Source organism: Vibrio sp. 1CM23M, assembly GCF_023161755.1.
Taxonomy (GTDB): domain Bacteria; phylum Pseudomonadota; class Gammaproteobacteria; order Enterobacterales; family Vibrionaceae; genus Vibrio; species Vibrio coralliirubri.
This window is the reverse complement of record NZ_JALNTR010000003.1, coordinates 41,977-59,399: the sequence shown is the minus strand read 5'-3', so window position 1 is coordinate 59,399 and position 17,423 is coordinate 41,977. Positions and strand designations below refer to the sequence as shown.

Sequence of the window (17,423 nt, the reverse complement as noted above, 5' to 3'; positions counted from 1 at the left end):
CAAAGACCAATGTGGACATATTAAAACTGTACAAATATCGCACAGCACTCATTTCTAGACTTCATTTATTGACCAAAAAGTCAGGTTTTAATTAACATTACATTTACAAATGGAATTGAATGTTTTTAGAAGGGAATCTAAATTGCACTTTACGATACGAACTAAAGCAATATTGGCGACGATCATCGCTGCGCTGGCCATTATTAGCGTGATGGGGATATATTCATTTCAATCAAGCCGAACCATCCTGATTGACAGAACCTTTGAAAGAGAGCTTCCAGCGTCACTTGGCGAGGTGAGTAATGAAATCAATCTCAAGTTAGAAACGCCTATTCTTGCATCAAAGATGATGACGCTTTCACCTTTAATGCAGCAAACCAGACTTTCGGAACAAGAGCTTCAAACCTATCTTCAATCTGTTAAAAATGAGTTCAACGCGATCAGTGCCTATTACGTCTCCAACGAAGCAAGCACTTACTACACCCATAACGGTGTGCTAAAAACGATCTCTACCAATGAACAAAGCGACCAATGGTTCTATCGATTCATCGAGTCAAATCAGCCATTTGAGCTCTCTTTAGATATTGATGCAGCCACCGGAATCCCGGCACTGTTTGTTAACTATGCAGTCACTCGCAATGGCGAACGTATTGGCGTGACTGGTATTGGCTTAACGTTGGAAAGTATTACTCAATTGATCAGCAACTATAGCGTCGGAGAAAGCGGTATTGTTTTTCTTGTCGATCGACAAGGGATCATCAAGGTTCACCCAGATAAGAACCTGATTGGACGTTCACTAGACTCTTTAGGCATTAAAGCTAGTCAGTTAATCGGCAGTAAACAAACTGTCGTTCATGAAGCTATCGTCGAAGGTCAGCCGCAAATTCTGGGTTCCAAAGCGATGCCAAGTATAGGTTGGACTCTAATTACGCAAATTCCTAAACAAGACGTACTAGGTGAATTAAACGGCTTTAGCCAAACCATCATCTTTATGGCTCTGCTCATTGCTGCCATTTATACGCCGATCGCAGCATGGGCGACCAACAAGCTCTTGCTTCCGTTTGTGGAAGTAGCCGATCGATTACAACAGATAGGGAAAGGTGGTGGTGACCTCACCTTTCGCTTAGATGATTCGCGACATGACGAAATAGGACAAATCGCGAAAGGCTACAATCAGTTCGTGCAATATCTGAGTGATTTACTCAAAGATGTCTCAAATACAGGTATCCAAATATCTGAATCTATCCAAGGTGTCGATCACATGGCGCAGTCGATGGAGCAAGACATCAAACAACAAACCAGCCAAATAGAACAAGTTGCAACAGCCATTCACGAGATGGGAGCCAGTTCTGACGAAATCGCACAAAATGCCAATGGTGCCGCCGATAGCGCACAACACGCAGCGAGTGCGATCAGCATTGGTCAAAAGTCCGTTTCTGTCACTTCAGAAAGCATCGAGCATATGAACAAGCAGCTCGATGACACAACGGAGATTATCAATCAACTCGCTCAAGATGCGAACTCCATTGATAGCGTGTTAGATGTCATCAACAGTGTCTCTGAACAAACCAACTTATTAGCTCTTAATGCCGCGATAGAGGCCGCTCGAGCTGGCGAACAAGGTAGAGGTTTTACGGTGGTAGCAGACGAAGTAAGAACTCTCGCCTCACGAAGCCAAGCATCGACCGAAGAGATTCGAGGTATTATTGAAAAGCTTCAGCAACGTACTCAACAAGCCGTGACGGCTATCGAGACCAGCACTACCCTTGGCAGTAATTGTCAGGTTGAAGCCTCCAACTCAGAGCAACAACTCTCGAGTATTTCTCATAGTGTCGACGAGATGAATGCCATGAACATGCAGATCGCCTCAGCAACAGGTCAGCAATCAAACGTCATCAACGAGATCTCACCGCATATCTCTGGAATTTCTGAAATAGCCCGAGAGAGCGACAATATGATAGAGAAAACGGCGCAAGAGTGTCAGCACCTACGCGCCAAAGCAATGCATTTAACGAGTTTGGTTTCTCAATTCAAATGCTAACTTGCATGGAACAGGAAATATGCTGACCACTCCCACTCAAGTTAATCAGCAGACCATACATTCTTGAAATCTGGCCATCCCCAGTTGGTGATGGCCACGTTTTTCAGAATCCCTTGGAAACGAACGGTCTGTAAGTGATGGAACATAGGCACTAACCAATAGTCTGAGATCAGAGTAGACGCGATGGGTTCTAGCTCTGCCAAGTAATTAGGCAGTTCAACCGATGCTTTATGACTATCCAAGCGCTGCTTGAGCCAGTCGCTGTTCATCTCTCCCAAAGCAGAGTGCAAAACAGGATCGTTCATCATCCATGAGAACAGCGAAGACGGAGCATTGTCATCGAGGTTGAGGTTACACAACACTAAGTCCTCCTTTAACTCGCCACTCTGAGAGAGCTGCGCCAACTCTCGAAAACTGTAGGTGTTCACCTCAACTTCCACGCCATAGCGTTTGAGTATATCGGATACGCAAATCGCACATCGATACAACGCATAATAGTCGTAAACCGCAATGCTCATCTTTTTCGGCAGTTGTGTCTCTTTCGAAGGCGTTCGATACAATTTCTGCCAACTTGGTAGTATATTTTGAGCTAAAGAGACACTGAACAAACCCTTGTTATGTTCCAACTGAGACAAAATCGCTTGTGGGTTGGTCAGTTGTGAAAGGTATTTGCGCTGCTCATTATTTAGTGGGCTAGCCGCTGAGTTCTGATTGAACAGGATAAACAAGCATCCATCCTCGACTCGGCTACGAAGGCCGTCTGTGTCTGCTGAAACAAGTTCCGCATCGCTTTTCCCTAATTGATGGAAGCACGATGAATCTTCATAAGGCGATACGTGCATTTGGCTATCATCGAAACGAGCAGTGCCCGTCATTGATTCCTCAAACTGCCAGATGGTCACCTCATCGGTTAACGAGCGACAACCATAATAGTGTTCAAATGCAGCGAGCTTGATTCGTTCATTGTTGGTCTCAACCACTTTAAATGGGCCGGTTCCAATAACAGCATGGGACACGGTACTTAATGGCGACGGTTCTCGGGTGACTTGCGCTGCGGGTTGAATCGAATATTTAACACCAGCAAGTAAGCCAGCAAAGCCGGTATCTGCTTTAGTGAGTTGAAAACTGATCCTCAATGGCTGCTCACTGTAAACCGAAGCGACATGGGCTAGCTCTGTCTGATAGAAAGGTAAGGTTTGCAACGCAGAAAACATCGAAACTAATTGCTTAGCATCCACAGGCTGTCCGTCATGGAAAGTAAGTCCCGGGCGCAGATAGAAAGTCCAAACGAGCTTTTCAGCATCATATTGCCAATGATGCGCCAGTTCAGGCTTCAACTCGCCTTTGCCATTACAAGTCACTAAACAACTGAACACTTGCCTGATCAAAAATCGTTCACTACTACGATGAATATGATGCGGGAACAGATCTTCGAACTTACGTTTGTAGGTTAATTGGACGTGCAGTAACCCTTCGCGCATCGTCGCACCGGATGTTTCTTGGAGAAGAGAGCCAAACACTGCACGGTCATTATCCAAAATAGAGAGCGCTTTTTCGTACTTGCCCTGCTCTATCAGCTTGCTGGCAACATGCTGAGTCAGTTGTTGATTGCTAAAGCGCAATGTCAGGTTAGAACGTTGATTCCTGCCAACTTTTGGCTCCCACACCACCCATTCAGCCTGATGCATCTTGCCGAGTAAGGTTCGTGCATGGCGCAAACTGGTAAACAGCTTGTCTGCCACCTCAGTCAAAGTCACCGAATGTGAGATGTTAGGCTCAAACGAATCCAGCCGAGTGTAGTAACGCATCATGTTTAGATCAGACAAATAATGAACCTTTTAGAAACAACCCTTCCTCATAAAGCCGATTATAAAACACATTTGTCTCTAAGTGACGATAAAAGACAAAAACAGGAACAACTTACCAAAAAACCGTCTGTTTATTACTTCCTGTTAAATGACCATAATTAATGGGTCAGCAAGGAACTTTGAGTTCCCACCAAAGCCTAATACAAGAGAAGTAATCATCATGAGAAAATACTATCTTAATAAGCTAAAAAGCACCTGTAGCAAGCTCGAAAGAGAAGCACTACGAACACTTATAGAGCTATGTAACTGGCGTTATTAGTACACTTTTAAGCACCGAGTTAACGCGAGTTGAGTACAACCTAATATGCTCCTGCCCCCAATATGAGTTAGGTCTCAACTCGCTTTTCCATTCCAAATCCCCTCTCAACCCAGTTGTACCAATCGTTCACGCATTCGATAAATTTCTGTTGTCGACTCGACAAATTTAATTCGTTTTCTTAGTTAAACGAAAAGCCTTAAGGTTCGCCCCGAAGCAAGCAAGGAGCCTCAGAAAAACTGAAAGCTCAGCTAACAACTAATTTATTTGCAGTTACCAATCAGGTATTAACTAAGGAAACGCCATGCGTATCGCAATTCTTTCTCGCAACGAAAATCTATACTCTACTTCTCGCTTAAAAGCGGCTGGAGAAGCACGTGGTCACCAGGTCGATGTTATCGACACGCTGCACTGTGATATAGATATCGCGAGTAACAATCCGAAGATTCGCTACATGGGTGAAGAGCTACCTCAATACGATGCTGTTATTCCACGTATTGGCGCTTCCATTACCTTTTACGGAACTGCGGTTGTTCGCCAATTCGAAATGATGGGCACTTTTTGTATCAATGAGTCAGTTGCAATCAGTCGTTCTCGCGACAAACTGCGCTCACTACAACTATTGTCTCGCAAAGGTATTGGCTTACCAAAAACAGGTTTCGCTAGCCGCCCAGACAAGATTCAAGACTTGATCAAAAACGTAGGTGGCGCGCCACTGGTTATCAAGCTTCTTGAAGGTACTCAAGGTATCGGCGTGGTTCTAGCTGAAACAAACAAAGCAGCAGAAAGCGTTATCGAAGCATTCATGGGCCTAAAAGCGAACATCTTGGTTCAAGAGTTCATTGAAGAAGCAAATGGCGCAGACATCCGTTGTTTTGTTGTTGGCAACAAAGTAATTGCAGCGATGAAGCGTCAAGCTGGTGAGGGTGAATTCCGCTCTAACCTGCACCGTGGCGGTACAGCTCAACTGGTTAAACTAACCAAAGAAGAGCGCGCTACAGCAATCAATGCTGCGAAAATCATGGGTTTAAACCTATGTGGTGTTGATATTCTACAATCTAAGAATGGCCCTGTTGTAATGGAAGTTAACTCTTCTCCTGGCCTAGAAGGTATTGAGAAAGCGACAGGTAAAGATGTAGCAGACATGATTTTCGAATTCATCGAAAAAAATGCAAAACCAAACGCTAACCGTACTCGTGGCAAAGGCTGATTTAACGCCGTTAACTCATGATTGGAAATAACATGAACAATAAAATGATCATAGGGAATACAGAAGCACTTTGCTTACCAGAGTTAGGGATAACTGGGCTACATACACGTGTTGATACAGGGGCTAAAACCTCTTCTCTACACGTAGACAATCTACTATGTGTAAAAACAGACGGTGAGAACTTCGTTGAATTCGATCTTCACCCAGACGTTTACCACCTAGAAGAGACTGTGCGCTGCAAAGCGAAGCTGAAAACAAGTAAAAGAATCAAATCATCGAACGGCGAAGTTGAACACCGTTGTGTGATTGAAACCATGCTAAAAATCGGCGGTCAGGAATGGCCTATCGATATCACGCTAAGCAACCGTCAAGATATGACTTATATGATGCTACTTGGTCGTCAAGGCATGAGTGACAAAGTGATTGTTGATCCAGCGGGTGAATTCCTGCTGACTCACTAATCCGAGTCATCGTAACCGCTCCACAGGTTATAACTAAAGTTAGTCACAACGATATAAGGCCAGTCTCATGACTGGCCTTATTGCGTTCTATTCTTTAATTTCGAGTTGCCGATCTTGCTTTGAGCTTATCTATTTCTTAGATTTGCCATGGGATTGAAAACCAAATCGCCAAATCGATAACAACAATTTCTTGGTTTTAATTTTTGTCACTCGCCAATGTGTAACGGGCCTTCTTGGCGCACTCATTAACAGATGTTCAAAAGCTTTCTGACTAAAATCGACTTGGCCACCATGCGCCACCAGCAAGGTATCAAGCTGCATCTCATAGATACGAGATACTGACGCTCGGTACTTGTTAGGGTGAAAGATAGGGAAAGGCGGAATCAGTTTCTTTTTCACTTCTACCATTAAGTCTGCCACATAGGCAACGCTGTGAGATGGACAATAAACCGAAAGATCTCTGTCAGTGTGCCCCGGCGTTTCTAGAACCAACCAATCATCAAATCCCGGAATGCTATCCCCATCAGACAGCTTGTAATCCGGCTTTAACTTTCTTGAATACCATAGGTTTGCTTTAGGCTTGCCTAAGCGGTTCGCCATCCACCTAGCAAGCGCTAAGTCGGTCAAGTGCATCAAAATGCCATCAATGCCGTGATACCAATCCTTATCTCGGTTTGCTGCCACCAAATGACAATTAGTGAGCTTTCTGAGCGTATGCGCAGCGCCTGCATGATCGGGGTGCATGTGCGTCACAACCACAGTGTGTAGATCGCTAAATTCACGGCTAAGCTCATCTTCAATGAAAGCTTTAAGGTGAGGAATATCCGCACGGCACGCGCCATCAAGCAACAGTAATTTGTCTGGATACTCCACCAAGTACATGTCTTGGATGTAACCTTTAATGGTATGCAGCTGCAAACCCACTCCTTGTGATAAAACAACTGGTCAGACCTATACAATAGCAAATCCAACTTCGATTGTGATCATTTTGTTAAAAACAACAATCTAAAAACGGATAGAGAACTCGAATCAAGATTTCTATTGGAATCCACTAAATCACTCAGATCGAATGTTACTCAAATCCAATTCAACTCAATGCAACGGGAACAGATTCCAAAGATGAGCATCAATTTCATCCGATATTTTTCAGCATTATCGAATGCCCACATTGCCGTAAACCTTGCTCTGTAGGCCTTGCGATTCAAGCCTCCAATACCATTTGTCGTAACGACAAAACATGTGATTTGTTGACCTAAGTTATTAGGACTATATATGCGCCTCTAATTTATTGTCTGAGTGCTATACATGAACCAATTAATCGATGCTCTTTCTACCCATGGTTATTTCGTTTGGGATGACTTCTTAACTCAAGAAGAAGTGGTGGCATTGAGGGATTGCATTCCAGAGAACTGGAAAAAGGCTAGGATTGGCCGTAACGATGAAGTAACGCGAGAGTCGACCATCCGTAGTGACAAGATTCAATGGGTGCGCCGCGATATGGGTCAGCCAGCATCTCTGTTCCTAGACAAGATGGAACAAATTCGTTTAGCGGCAAACCAAGCGTTCTTTTTGGGTCTGTTCGAGTACGAAGCGCACTTTGCTAAATACGAAAAAGGCGACTTCTACCAGAAGCACTTAGACTGTTTCAAGGGCAATGAAAACCGCCGCCTGACCACTGTGTTCTATATGAATGATGAGTGGACAGAAGAAGACGCTGGTGAGCTTGTGGTTTACGACCTAAAAGACAACCACATCGCGACCATTCCACCAAAGTCAGGCCGCTTATTTGTGTTCTTATCTGAACAGTTCCCACACGAGGTACTGCCGACAAACACAGAACGATTCAGTATTGCAGGTTGGTTCCGTATTAACGGCGTGAAAGACAACCAACTCGATATTGCACACTAGAACCAAGCCGATTATTACAAGCTCTAGCTTATTCAAAGCCTCTCCTTCGAGAGGCTTTTTTATGGAACAAATATTGAGCGAGCATTGAACAACATACCTATTAAAAACCGTACCCAATAAATATCAAAATCATCAATAACTTTTCTCTTAAATGAAATCGAAATGAATCTTTCATATCAATGAAACGGTTTAGCCACTTAAGTGAAATACGCCCTGTTCAAGATAGCTTCAAACGACACCCCTACCGTCTCGTTAACACTCTAATCCAATACCTCGACATCGATTTCATCCAAAAGGAAACGAAGATGAATAAGCTAATTTTGGCAGGCGTTCTTTCTGCGACAGCGGCAATGCCAGCGTTCGCAACGACTCAAGTCACTTGGTGGCACGCAATGGGCGGCCAACTTGGAGAAACAGTAAACAAAATTGCGACCGACTTTAATGCGTCACAAGATGATTACGAGATAACGCCAATCTACAAAGGTTCATACACAGAGACCTTAACAGCGGGTATCGCGGCATACCGAGCAGGTGAAGCACCCAATATTCTGCAAGTCTTCGATGCTGGCGCAGCAACCATCATGAACGCGAAAGGCGTCGCGAAACCGGTACAGGATATTCTGGTTGAGTCGGGCTACAACTTTAATTCAAACGACTACCTAGCGGGCGTTCGTAACTTCTATGCCGACAACCAAGGCAAGATGGTTGGTATGCCTTTCAACAGTTCGACACCGGTTCTTTACTACAACAAAGATCTTCTCGCGGAAGTCGGTGCAGACGCGCCTAAAACTTATGAAGAACTAGAAGTCGTTGCTAAGAAGCTGAAGGCGGAAGGACACATCGCCTTTTCTCAATCTCTGACCCCATGGATCATGTTCGAGAACTTTAAGTCTCGCCACAACCTGCCAGTCGCAGATCAAAACAACGGCTACGATGGCTTGTCCACTAAAATCATGTTCAACACCAAAGACATGATGATGCACGTAAGCAAGATGAAAGAGTGGTCAGATCTCGGTTACTACAAGTATTACGGCAGCGACTGGGATGCAAACCAAACCCCTTTCGAGCGCCAAGAAGTGGCGATGTGGATGGGTTCTTCAGGCTCATTCGGTGGCTTACGTAATCGCGTACCTTTCGAACTCGGCACCACATACCTTCCATACTGGAAATCGGTTAACCCAGACGCAGGCTTAACCTTCATTGGCGGCGCAGCTCTGTTTGCACTCAATGGCCATGACCAACAACAAGACAAAGGTGTCGCAGCGTTCTTTGATTACCTGACTAAGCCTGAAACTCAGGTCTACTGGCACAAAACCACTGGTTATGTACCTGTAACAACGGCTGCCTATGAGCTAGCGAAAGAGTCTGGCTACTACAACGAACAGCCAGACGCAGAAGTGGGCGTTAAGCAGCTAAGCCTAAAATCGGGCGAATGGACTAAAGGCTACCGCTTAGGTTACTACCCTCAAATTCGTGAAGTGATGCATCGTGAATTCGACAATATCTTCGCCGACCGCTCTAGTGTCGAGAACAGCCTAGATAAAGTCGAAGATGAGAGCAGCAAACTGCTGAAACGCTTCGCTCGTACGATGAACTAATTCTGCTTTTTAACCAAAGCAGATTACCGAGCTAAAGGCTTAATAAACCAAAGCCGTTCATTGCTCCTCACCACTTGTCACTGCGTCATTAAAAACGTAATGGCAAGGTGTGAGGAGATTCTTCACTAGCGCCATTTCTTGCTCCAAAAACTACAACTCAACTGGATGCATTCCTTTGCTATAGCGCTAGTGCTCACCGTAACTAACAGTGATAACAGTCACTAATTTTGGGGATTACCCTGTGGAACGACGTCAGCAATTCTTTCACTCTCCGCTGCCTTACCTATTTTTGGCGCCTCAGATACTCATCATTGCGGTTTTCTTTATCTACCCAGCGGCAAAGGCAGTTTACCTGTCCTTCATGCTAGAAGACCCTTGGGGCACTTCATCGATATTCGTATGGTTCGAAAACTATCAGATGCTATTCGAATCGAACGAGTATCTGAACTCGATTGGCTTCACATTAATGTTCGCAATCGTGGTCTCTTTCTTATCGCTTGCCTTAGCCTTGCTGCTCGCCGTAAAAGCCGACAACATCATTCACGGACAAGGCGCTTACAAGGTCACTCTCACTTGGGTTTACGCGGTTGCTCCTGCGATTGCTGGTGTTATCGGTGCTTTCTTGTTTAACCCACATATTGGCGTGTTTACCGAGATATTTGCGGTTATAGGCTGGAACTTTAGCTTCCAGACCGACCCTTTAGATGCCACGTTTGCTCTGATTTTGGTTTCGGTATGGAAACAGGTTTCGGTGAATTTCATCTACTTTCTGGCTGGGCTTCAATCGATCTCTTACGCCGTAAAAGAAGCGGCGATGCTGGATTGCGTCAGCGACTCAAAACGTTTCTGGACCATTACTTTCCCGCTACTCGCACCTACAGGCTTCTTTCTTTTGGTCATCAACCTCACCTACTCGTTCTTCGAAACCTTTGGCGTGATCGACACCATGACCAATGGCGGCCCGGGTGGCAGCACAACGTCGTTGGTGTACAAGGTGTATCGAGACGGGTTTGTTGGCGCAGATTTAGGAGGCAGCTCTGCGCAGTCAGTTGTGTTGTTGCTACTGGTGCTCACTCTTACATTTATCCAGTTTCGCGTTGTAGAAAAGCGTGTTCATTACTAGCCCACTACAACTAGGTTTTAACGCGACAGGAGTTATTTATGAAAAGTAATAAGGTTTCTGACCACCTAATTTTAATTGCTGGGATGCTGTTCATGTTGGTCCCTATCTGGCTCATCTTCGCTAGCTCGACGCATAACCCAAATACCATTGTCAGCGAAGGCCTGCAATGGCTACCAGGCGATAACTTTACGGCCATATATAGCGAAGCTTGGAACAAAAGCATGGGCTTCAGTGGCGAAGTCACCGCCAGCAAAATGATCGCCAACTCGATGATCATGGGGCTAGGTTTTGCGATCGGTAAGATCATCATTTCGATGATGGCGGCATATGCTTTGGTCTACTTCAGACTGCCTTATGCTACAGCTTGGTTCTGGTTGATCTTCGTGACGCTTTTGCTGCCATTAGAAGTGCGCATTATCCCTTCCTATGAGGTTGTCGCTGGGCTTGGGCTTCTTAATAGCTACACAGGTTTAATTCTGCCTTTGATCGCCTCAGCCACCGCGACGTTCTTTTTTAGGCAGTTCTTCAAAACCATCCCCGATGAATTGTTAGAAGCCGCTCAGCTAGATAACGCAGGTCCGTTTCGATTCTTTGTCGACATCTTATTGCCACTGTCTAAAACCATGATCGCAGCAATCTTCATCATCATGTTTGTGGTGGGTTGGAACCAATATCTGTGGCCAATCATGATGACCACGGACGAAGGCTACAACACCATCGTGATGGGCATCAAACAAGTACTCAACAACATCAATGAAACCAGTTTACCGCGCTACGACTATGTTTTTGCCATGGTGATTTTAGCTATGTTGCCACCCGTTTTAGTGGTGGTTGTATTTCAGCGTTGGTTTGTAAAAGGGCTAGTAGAAAGTGAAAAATAATAACGACACAAATCAAATGAACGACAACCGCATTCAATCACTCGCTGAGTACAAGATGTCTCACCTGCCTTCTCACCAAGCTATACACAAAAATACAGAGGACACCCCGATGCCAAAATTAAAACAAACGTTAGGGCACACCCAAGCCACTCAAAACCATACGCACAAAGCACCTACCATGTTAGGCATCAAAAACTTGGTAAAGACTTATGAGAACGGTCATCGTGCAGTGAAAGATGTCTCGCTTGATATCGAAAAGGGTGAATTTCTTGTGTTGGTTGGTCCATCGGGCTGCGGCAAGTCTTCTATCCTGCGTTCAATAGCGGGGCTGGAAAGTATCTCTGGCGGTGAGATTCACTTAGGTGGCCGTCGTGTTGATAACGAAAAGCCAGCTCAACGTGATATTGCCATGGTCTTTCAAAATTACGCACTCTACCCTCACATGACGGTATACAAAAACCTCGCTTATGGTTTAAAGAACCGGGGTGTCAGCCAACACGTGATTGAAGAGAAGATTGAGAAAGTCGCCAAGACACTGAAAATCGAAGAGTACCTAGACCGCAAGCCAGCCAAGCTTTCGGGTGGTCAGCGCCAGCGTGTTGCCATGGGACGAGCGATTGTACGTGCCCCTCAACTGTTCCTGTTTGACGAGCCTTTGTCTAACCTAGATGCTTCATTGCGCGCTCACATGAGATTAGAAATCAAAAAGCTGCAACGTGAGCTAGGCGTAACCAGTGTTTACGTGACTCATGACCAAGTCGAAGCCATGACACTGGCAGATAGAATTGTGGTTCTCAACAAAGGTCAGATAGAACAAGTCGGCACACCAAGAGAAGTCTACCACCAGCCTGCCAGCACCTTTGTGGCAAGCTTCATTGGTAGCCCCGCGATGAACTTCTTAACTGCCACGCTCGATGATGGCTATCTTGAAATCGGCGATCAACAAATGTATCTGCCAGAGTACGCGCACGTTAAGAACGCGACTATCACACTTGGCATTCGCCCTGAACACTCTGAGGTTTGTTCCGAATTAAAGATGAACACCTTGCCTCTCGAACTGCGTATCAGTGTGGTTGAGCCGTTGGGGCCGAATCAATTAGTTCATGGCCTTGTAAACGACCAACCCTTTATCGCTGTCACGCCAGAAACGACACTATGCCAAGTACTGCCGCTCGGATTAAGCATTGATAAATCCAACCTGCATATTTTTGACAGTCGTGGAAAGCGTATTCAGCCGAATAACTTTACTTCACAAGAGTCACGCGAAGAGACGACAAGCATAACGACGGCTCTCGCTTAATCGAGTACACTGATATTTAATGCGTTTTTACGGTGCGTCTTTAAGAAGGATTAATTATGTCGTCTATCATCGTAGGTCATCGGGGTGTAGCAGGTACTCACCCAGAAAATACCAAAGCAAGCATTGAACAAGCCGCTAAACTCGGCTTGAAATGGATTGAAGTAGATATTCAGCCAACTCAGGATGATCAACTTGTGGTTTGTCACGACCACACCCTTGAGCGCTGCAGCGATGGCAAAGGTCGTGTCGACGAACACACCCTTGCAGAACTGCGTCAGCTCGATTTTGGCAGTTGGAAGTCTGAGCAGTTCGCTGGTGAAAGAATATTGACGTTGGAAGAGTTGCTTGCGCTTGTTGAGCAGCATGATCTCAGCGTGAACTTAGAAATCAAAGTCGACAGTCGACATCAAGCGCCTCATGTCGTTGATTTGCTGCATACCGAGTTGATTCGTTCAAATCTAGACACCGACAGAGTGCTGCTTTCAAGTTTCAGCCATCAAGTCGTTTCTGAAATGGCTCATCACCTGCCGAGATACAGAGTTGGTGTGATCACAGAGCAACTGACTCAAGCCGACTTGATGTTGATTGACGAGGTGAAAGCGTTCAGCTGTCACATGAATTACGAGCATGTGAATCAGAGCGATCTTGATACACTCAGTGAAGCAAATATTCAAACTTGGTGCTACACAGTAAACGATCCGTCTCACTTCAAACTCATCTCAAAAGTAGATGCCGTATTCACTGATTTTCCGAATCAATTTACCTCTATAAATTGACCAAACGAATACTGCAAAAACAACCCCGAGAGACTTTAAAATTAACTCTCGGGAAACCTTAAAATTAGGTAGCAAACACAAGTGAGTAGGAGTACATTCCGCTACTCACTTGGTTTCATTAGCTCGCTCTATTTAGACAGCTTCATTGGTTACTTAATTTATGGATCTCATTTTTAGTCCAACCTTCCCAATTTTGGGTGCAATCTTCATTTTCGCCGCTATTGTTCGTGGCTTCTCAGGTTTCGGTTTCACCTTAGTGGCATTGCCATTAAGTGCGTTATTCGCGCCTGTTATCGAACTGGTTCCTGTCTTCATGCTGATCGATCTCCTAGGCAATGTTCAATTACTGCCTAAAGTTCGAAAGCATGTTAACTGGCGCTGGGTTTTAAAGGTATTTATCCCTTGTTTTGCCTTCACACCAGTCGGCTTACTTCTGCTTAAATCCGTTAGCCAAGACACGATCATCTTGATCATCAGTGCCTTCATTTTTGCGTCTGCACTTATGATCTACAAAGGCTTCCAGTACAAAAGCGAACCTAGATTTGCTCCCTATATTCTAGGCAGCCTTGCGGGTGTAATGAACGGCGCGGCTTCGATGTCAGGGCCTCCAATTGGCACTCATGCATTAGCAAGCCCAGTAGCTCCGCACATTGCCAGAGCCGGCCTGATAGCCTTCTTTGTATTAGCTGATTCCACTGCGTTTGTTTCGGCATCTATCGCTGGGTTAGTCGACCGCGATGTAGTTTGGCTGACCCTCGCACTCTTACCAAGCAGCATGTTTGGCGGTTATGTGGGTTCTAAACTGTTCGAGAGATTTGGTGGAGCGAAGTTTAAGCCAGTCACCATTGCATTGCTGATTGTGATTGCAATCTTCAGTGCAGGTCGAGTCTTACTGTAACTGGATTTAGCGCTGATTTCGGCAATTGTTGTTGAGAGTTGTTCAGGGAAATTGGGTACCGATAACTACCATTCAATATGGATAGGGGTACCCATTTTTACAAGTTGGAGAAACTCATCCATATCTTGATTGGTTAATGCGATACAACCATCCGTCCAATCAAAGCTTTGAATAAAGCTCGGCGAACGACGCTCACCATTTTTGATGCCATGGATTTTTATGTTTCCTCCGGGGTCTACGTCATTTTGCTCTGCCCATTGCATATCCGAAGGTTGCGGATAGTTAATATGTACTGAGCGATAAAAGTCCGACTCTTCCATCACATAATCTAGCTGGTATTCCCCTTCCGGCGTTCGGTTGTCCCCTTCAAAGCGTTTATGCCCTTTCGGTTGTTTGCCTAGCGCAATACGAAACTCCTGAATCACCTCTTCACCTTTTAGCAGATACATCCTACGTTTCGATTTATCAACTTTAACTAAAGTAACCACTTGCGACAGCGAATCTATCTCAGAAGCGCTATCCGGTACGTTGTAAAACTGTCGAGAGGAACTTTGAGGTGGACGTTTTGATGAGCCTTGAGAAAGCTGAGCTACCTTTTCATCAGAGCGACTGTTAAGAACATCATCCACAATAATCACATGCGTGGAGTTTGAGCTCGTGGAAGAGGTTGAGTTAGATGAAGACGTTGAGACACGTTGAGAATGAGCCGGTGCCGACTCGAATACGATGGTTTCGATAGCGGTCGCGTCTGAGACTATTTTCTCGACCACGACCTGCTCAGCATTCACATTCGAAGCCATAAACAGTAAACACAGTGATAAAGGCAGAAACAGACGCACCTTTAGATCTCCTCAAAACGCATGGACATGGTTCGTGACTGAGTTTCCATTCCTAACGACTCATAGAAACTCTGAGCTTGTTGGTTAAACTCCATTACCTCCAACCTAAGTTCTATCGCTCCTCTCGCCTGCGCCCATTGATTAAACGACTTCATTAACGCTCGACCAGCACCTTTGCTCTGAACCTGATCGTTCACCACAATCGTATTCACCCTTGCCACCTTGTGTGGCTGAATAAAACTGACACCTTTGTTCTGCGTTACCTTACCCGCTAAAAAGCCAACGACTTGCTTGTCGTCTACTGCAACCAAGAAAGCGCCAAGTGGGTCAAGCATCAAACCTAACCAATACTCTTCACTGTCGGCCAAGCCTTGTGACGCTGGCGCAAATACCATAGGTGCACCAAGATGATGTTGACGGTTTATCTGCTCAGAGAGCGCTAAGATCGCGTTAATATCAGTTACCTTGGCCGTCCGGATTTGCATATCATCACCTTGTTTGAATTCAATAACACCTTAGCAAAAATGGCTTAGTTGTGCACCGTTACACTGGTCAACTCAGACGCTCTGTGAAGGCTGATCATTAATATTAGGCACTATGTTTAGGGAAATTGTTCCGTAAATCTCAGGCACATTGCCAGCCGTTGAGTGCTACTATCTCTGCAGAATCAATATACTAACGACTGGATACCTATATGATTAAGTTTGCTGTAATTGGAACCAATTGGATTACACAAAAGTTTGTTCAAGCTGCTCACGAATCTCAATCGATGCAACTTGCTGCGGTTTACTCTCGAAATCTAGGGAGCGCAGCACAGTTCGCCCAAGAATTTGACGTTGAAACAACGTATGACTCTCTAGACGCATTGGCCAATGACAGCACTGTAGAAGCCGTGTACATCGCTTCACCGAACTCACTGCATTGCGAGCAATCTATCTTCATGATGGAACACGGAAAGCATGTTATCTGTGAAAAGCCGGTTGCATCAAATATTGAAGAAGCAACACGCATGTTCGAAGTCGCAGAGAAAAACGGTGTGGTGCTGTTTGAGGCGTATAAATCTCAATTCCTACCGAACTTTAAGCAAGTTCAACTTGGGTTAGAAAAGATTGGCAAGGTACATAAGGCACACATCAACTACTGCCAGTATTCATCGCGCTACCAAAAGTACCTAAACGGCGAGAACCCAAACACCTTCAACCCAGCTTTTTCTAACGGCTCATTGGTCGATATTGGCTTTTACTGTGTTGCCGCGACAGTCGCGCTATTTGGCAAACCTGAAAATGCACAGGCTTCTGCAAAGCTACTTGATTCAGGTGTCGATGCTCATGGCTGTGCGATCTTCCAATACCCTGAGTTTGATGTGACCCTTGCGCACTCCAAAGTCAGCGACTCTTATGCGCCAAGCGAGATCCAAGGTGAATTAGGGGCGATCATCATCGATCACATCGCTGAATGTACTGACGTTAAGATCCGCTACCGCGATGGCACGATAGAAAACCTTACTCAAGCACAAAGCGAAAACTCCATGAGTTACGAAGCGCAGGCCTTTGCTAGCTGCATTGCTGGCGACAACGCAACACAAGCGCAAGCCCAACTGCGCGCTTTAACGGTTGCTAAGTTAATTACAGAGATGCGCCAACAAGTTGGTGTCGTGTATCCAGCGGATAAATAACGTCACAGCGTAAGTTAACAAACTGATTTTTAAGACATACTGATTTATACATAACTGAATTTAATCTTTACGACAAATAACTGGATTAGTTGATTGGGGTGCCATCTGTTTAAATCCGCGTTCGATATCTATCGTATTTATTTAATTTATTGAAGGTGTGTAAAGTGTTTTCAGTTGATGATCGCGTTGTAGCAACAAAAGGTGTTGAACTAGGTGAAATGGTAGTAACTGGCCTGAGTGCTGGTGGCGGCTACGTTCACGTTACAACGGTAGAAGGCGCAATGACGCTTACTTACCCAGCGCAAGATCTTAAAAAAGCATAGTTTAACCACTCTGCGCTTTTAGTAGTCACTCTACTAAAGGTAAAAAAATTGAGGCTTTGGCTGACTTCACTCTTCTGCATTAGAGTGAGCAGCCAGAGCCTTTTTTATGCCCGTCATTTACCCACCAGCTTTCTCATTCGCTTACTCGTTACGATAAAACGGCACCCAACTGACAATAGAATTAGGCAACGAGTTTCTACACTAGGCGCTTATTCTCATCGTTCTCTTGATATCCCTGAGCACTTAATCGCAGTGAATCGTTCTGG

16 protein-coding genes are annotated in these 17,423 nt (G+C 45.1%); 12 read left to right on the top strand and 4 right to left on the bottom strand.

Annotated elements, in window-relative coordinates:
* Positions 1-142: 142 nt before the first annotated feature.
* On the top strand, positions 143-2,041 hold the full coding sequence (locus MSG35_RS11255) for a methyl-accepting chemotaxis protein (RefSeq protein ID WP_248383939.1): 1,899 nt from the start codon (positions 143-145) through the stop codon (positions 2,039-2,041).
* A 41-nt stretch (positions 2,042-2,082) separates the two neighbouring features.
* Here MSG35_RS11255 and MSG35_RS11250 read toward each other — a convergent pair whose 3' ends face one another.
* The gene (locus MSG35_RS11250) at positions 2,083-3,867 is read right to left on the bottom strand and encodes an SgrR family transcriptional regulator (RefSeq protein WP_086967556.1); all 1,785 of its coding nucleotides are present in this window, start codon (positions 3,865-3,867) and stop codon (positions 2,083-2,085) included.
* 602 nt (positions 3,868-4,469) lie between these two features.
* Here MSG35_RS11250 and rimK point away from each other — a divergent pair.
* Both rimK and MSG35_RS11240 read left to right on the top strand, forming a co-directional pair.
* Positions 4,470-5,375 carry a 30S ribosomal protein S6--L-glutamate ligase gene (gene rimK / locus MSG35_RS11245; RefSeq protein WP_019824669.1) on the top strand — a complete coding sequence of 302 codons (906 nt, stop codon included), beginning with the start codon at positions 4,470-4,472 and terminating at the stop codon, positions 5,373-5,375.
* Between the two features lie 32 nt (positions 5,376-5,407).
* Positions 5,408-5,836, top strand: a complete 429-nt coding sequence (locus MSG35_RS11240; protein ID WP_019824668.1) for a RimK/LysX family protein — start codon at positions 5,408-5,410, stop codon at positions 5,834-5,836.
* 129 nt (positions 5,837-5,965) lie between these two features.
* On the opposite strand, the gene MSG35_RS11235 is transcribed toward MSG35_RS11240, so the two are convergent.
* The gene (locus tag MSG35_RS11235) at positions 5,966-6,754 is read right to left on the bottom strand and encodes an MBL fold metallo-hydrolase (RefSeq protein WP_248383938.1); all 789 of its coding nucleotides are present in this window, start codon (positions 6,752-6,754) and stop codon (positions 5,966-5,968) included.
* Positions 6,755-7,141: 387 nt separating this feature from the next.
* Between MSG35_RS11235 and MSG35_RS11230 the strand changes: the two genes are divergently transcribed.
* The 7 genes from MSG35_RS11230 (at position 7,142) to MSG35_RS11200 (ending at position 14,320) form a co-directional block, all read left to right on the top strand.
* On the top strand, positions 7,142-7,744 hold the full coding sequence (locus tag MSG35_RS11230) for a 2OG-Fe(II) oxygenase (protein WP_248383937.1): 603 nt from the start codon (positions 7,142-7,144) through the stop codon (positions 7,742-7,744).
* A 305-nt stretch (positions 7,745-8,049) separates the two neighbouring features.
* A complete protein-coding gene (locus tag MSG35_RS11225) occupies positions 8,050-9,342 on the top strand; it encodes an extracellular solute-binding protein (RefSeq protein WP_048609021.1) in 1,293 nt (430 codons plus the stop codon).
* Positions 9,343-9,583: 241 nt separating this feature from the next.
* Complete coding sequence (locus MSG35_RS11220; protein ID WP_248383936.1) at positions 9,584-10,465, top strand: ABC transporter permease subunit; 882 nt, start codon at positions 9,584-9,586, stop codon at positions 10,463-10,465.
* A 38-nt stretch (positions 10,466-10,503) separates the two neighbouring features.
* A complete protein-coding gene (gene ugpE / locus MSG35_RS11215; protein ID WP_017060566.1) occupies positions 10,504-11,346 on the top strand; it encodes a sn-glycerol-3-phosphate ABC transporter permease UgpE in 843 nt (280 codons plus the stop codon).
* Positions 11,336-12,646: a sn-glycerol-3-phosphate ABC transporter ATP-binding protein UgpC gene (gene ugpC / locus MSG35_RS11210; protein WP_248383935.1), complete on the top strand. Its 1,311-nt coding sequence runs from the start codon at positions 11,336-11,338 to the stop codon at positions 12,644-12,646. Before ugpE ends, ugpC begins: the two co-directional genes overlap by 11 nt.
* 56 nt (positions 12,647-12,702) lie before the next feature.
* Positions 12,703-13,422 (top strand): glycerophosphodiester phosphodiesterase family protein, encoded by a 720-nt coding sequence (locus MSG35_RS11205; protein WP_248383934.1) that lies wholly within the window; start codon positions 12,703-12,705, stop codon positions 13,420-13,422.
* 160 nt (positions 13,423-13,582) lie between these two features.
* Positions 13,583-14,320, top strand: a complete 738-nt coding sequence (locus MSG35_RS11200) for a sulfite exporter TauE/SafE family protein (protein ID WP_048617090.1) — start codon at positions 13,583-13,585, stop codon at positions 14,318-14,320.
* Positions 14,321-14,385: 65 nt separating this feature from the next.
* On the opposite strand, the gene MSG35_RS11195 is transcribed toward MSG35_RS11200, so the two are convergent.
* Together MSG35_RS11195 and MSG35_RS11190 are read right to left on the bottom strand one after the other, a co-directional pair.
* The gene (locus tag MSG35_RS11195; protein WP_248383933.1) at positions 14,386-15,159 is read right to left on the bottom strand and encodes a L,D-transpeptidase family protein; all 774 of its coding nucleotides are present in this window, start codon (positions 15,157-15,159) and stop codon (positions 14,386-14,388) included.
* 2 nt (positions 15,160-15,161) lie between these two features.
* The gene (locus MSG35_RS11190; RefSeq protein WP_048609033.1) at positions 15,162-15,644 is read right to left on the bottom strand and encodes a GNAT family N-acetyltransferase; all 483 of its coding nucleotides are present in this window, start codon (positions 15,642-15,644) and stop codon (positions 15,162-15,164) included.
* Positions 15,645-15,853: 209 nt separating this feature from the next.
* Here MSG35_RS11190 and MSG35_RS11185 point away from each other — a divergent pair, with 209 nt between their 5' ends.
* Both MSG35_RS11185 and MSG35_RS11180 read left to right on the top strand, forming a co-directional pair.
* Positions 15,854-16,834 (top strand): Gfo/Idh/MocA family oxidoreductase, encoded by a 981-nt coding sequence (locus tag MSG35_RS11185; protein ID WP_248383932.1) that lies wholly within the window; start codon positions 15,854-15,856, stop codon positions 16,832-16,834.
* Positions 16,835-16,998: 164 nt separating this feature from the next.
* Entirely contained in the window at positions 16,999-17,157 is a 159-nt protein-coding gene (locus tag MSG35_RS11180) for a hypothetical protein (RefSeq protein WP_004733064.1), read from the top strand.
* The last annotated feature ends 266 nt before the right edge of the window (positions 17,158-17,423 follow it).

Coding starts and splice junctions, on each gene's coding strand:
- rimK (WP_019824669.1), top strand. CDS start 4,470: ATGCGTATCGCAATTCTTTCTCGCAACGAAAATCTATACTCTACTTCT.
- MSG35_RS11240 (WP_019824668.1), top strand. CDS start 5,408: ATGAACAATAAAATGATCATAGGGAATACAGAAGCACTTTGCTTACCA.
- MSG35_RS11230 (WP_248383937.1), top strand. CDS start 7,142: ATGAACCAATTAATCGATGCTCTTTCTACCCATGGTTATTTCGTTTGG.
- MSG35_RS11225 (WP_048609021.1), top strand. CDS start 8,050: ATGAATAAGCTAATTTTGGCAGGCGTTCTTTCTGCGACAGCGGCAATG.
- ugpE (WP_017060566.1), top strand. CDS start 10,504: ATGAAAAGTAATAAGGTTTCTGACCACCTAATTTTAATTGCTGGGATG.
- MSG35_RS11205 (WP_248383934.1), top strand. CDS start 12,703: ATGTCGTCTATCATCGTAGGTCATCGGGGTGTAGCAGGTACTCACCCA.
- MSG35_RS11200 (WP_048617090.1), top strand. CDS start 13,583: ATGGATCTCATTTTTAGTCCAACCTTCCCAATTTTGGGTGCAATCTTC.
- MSG35_RS11190 (WP_048609033.1), bottom strand. CDS start 15,644: ATGCAAATCCGGACGGCCAAGGTAACTGATATTAACGCGATCTTAGCG.
- MSG35_RS11185 (WP_248383932.1), top strand. CDS start 15,854: ATGATTAAGTTTGCTGTAATTGGAACCAATTGGATTACACAAAAGTTT.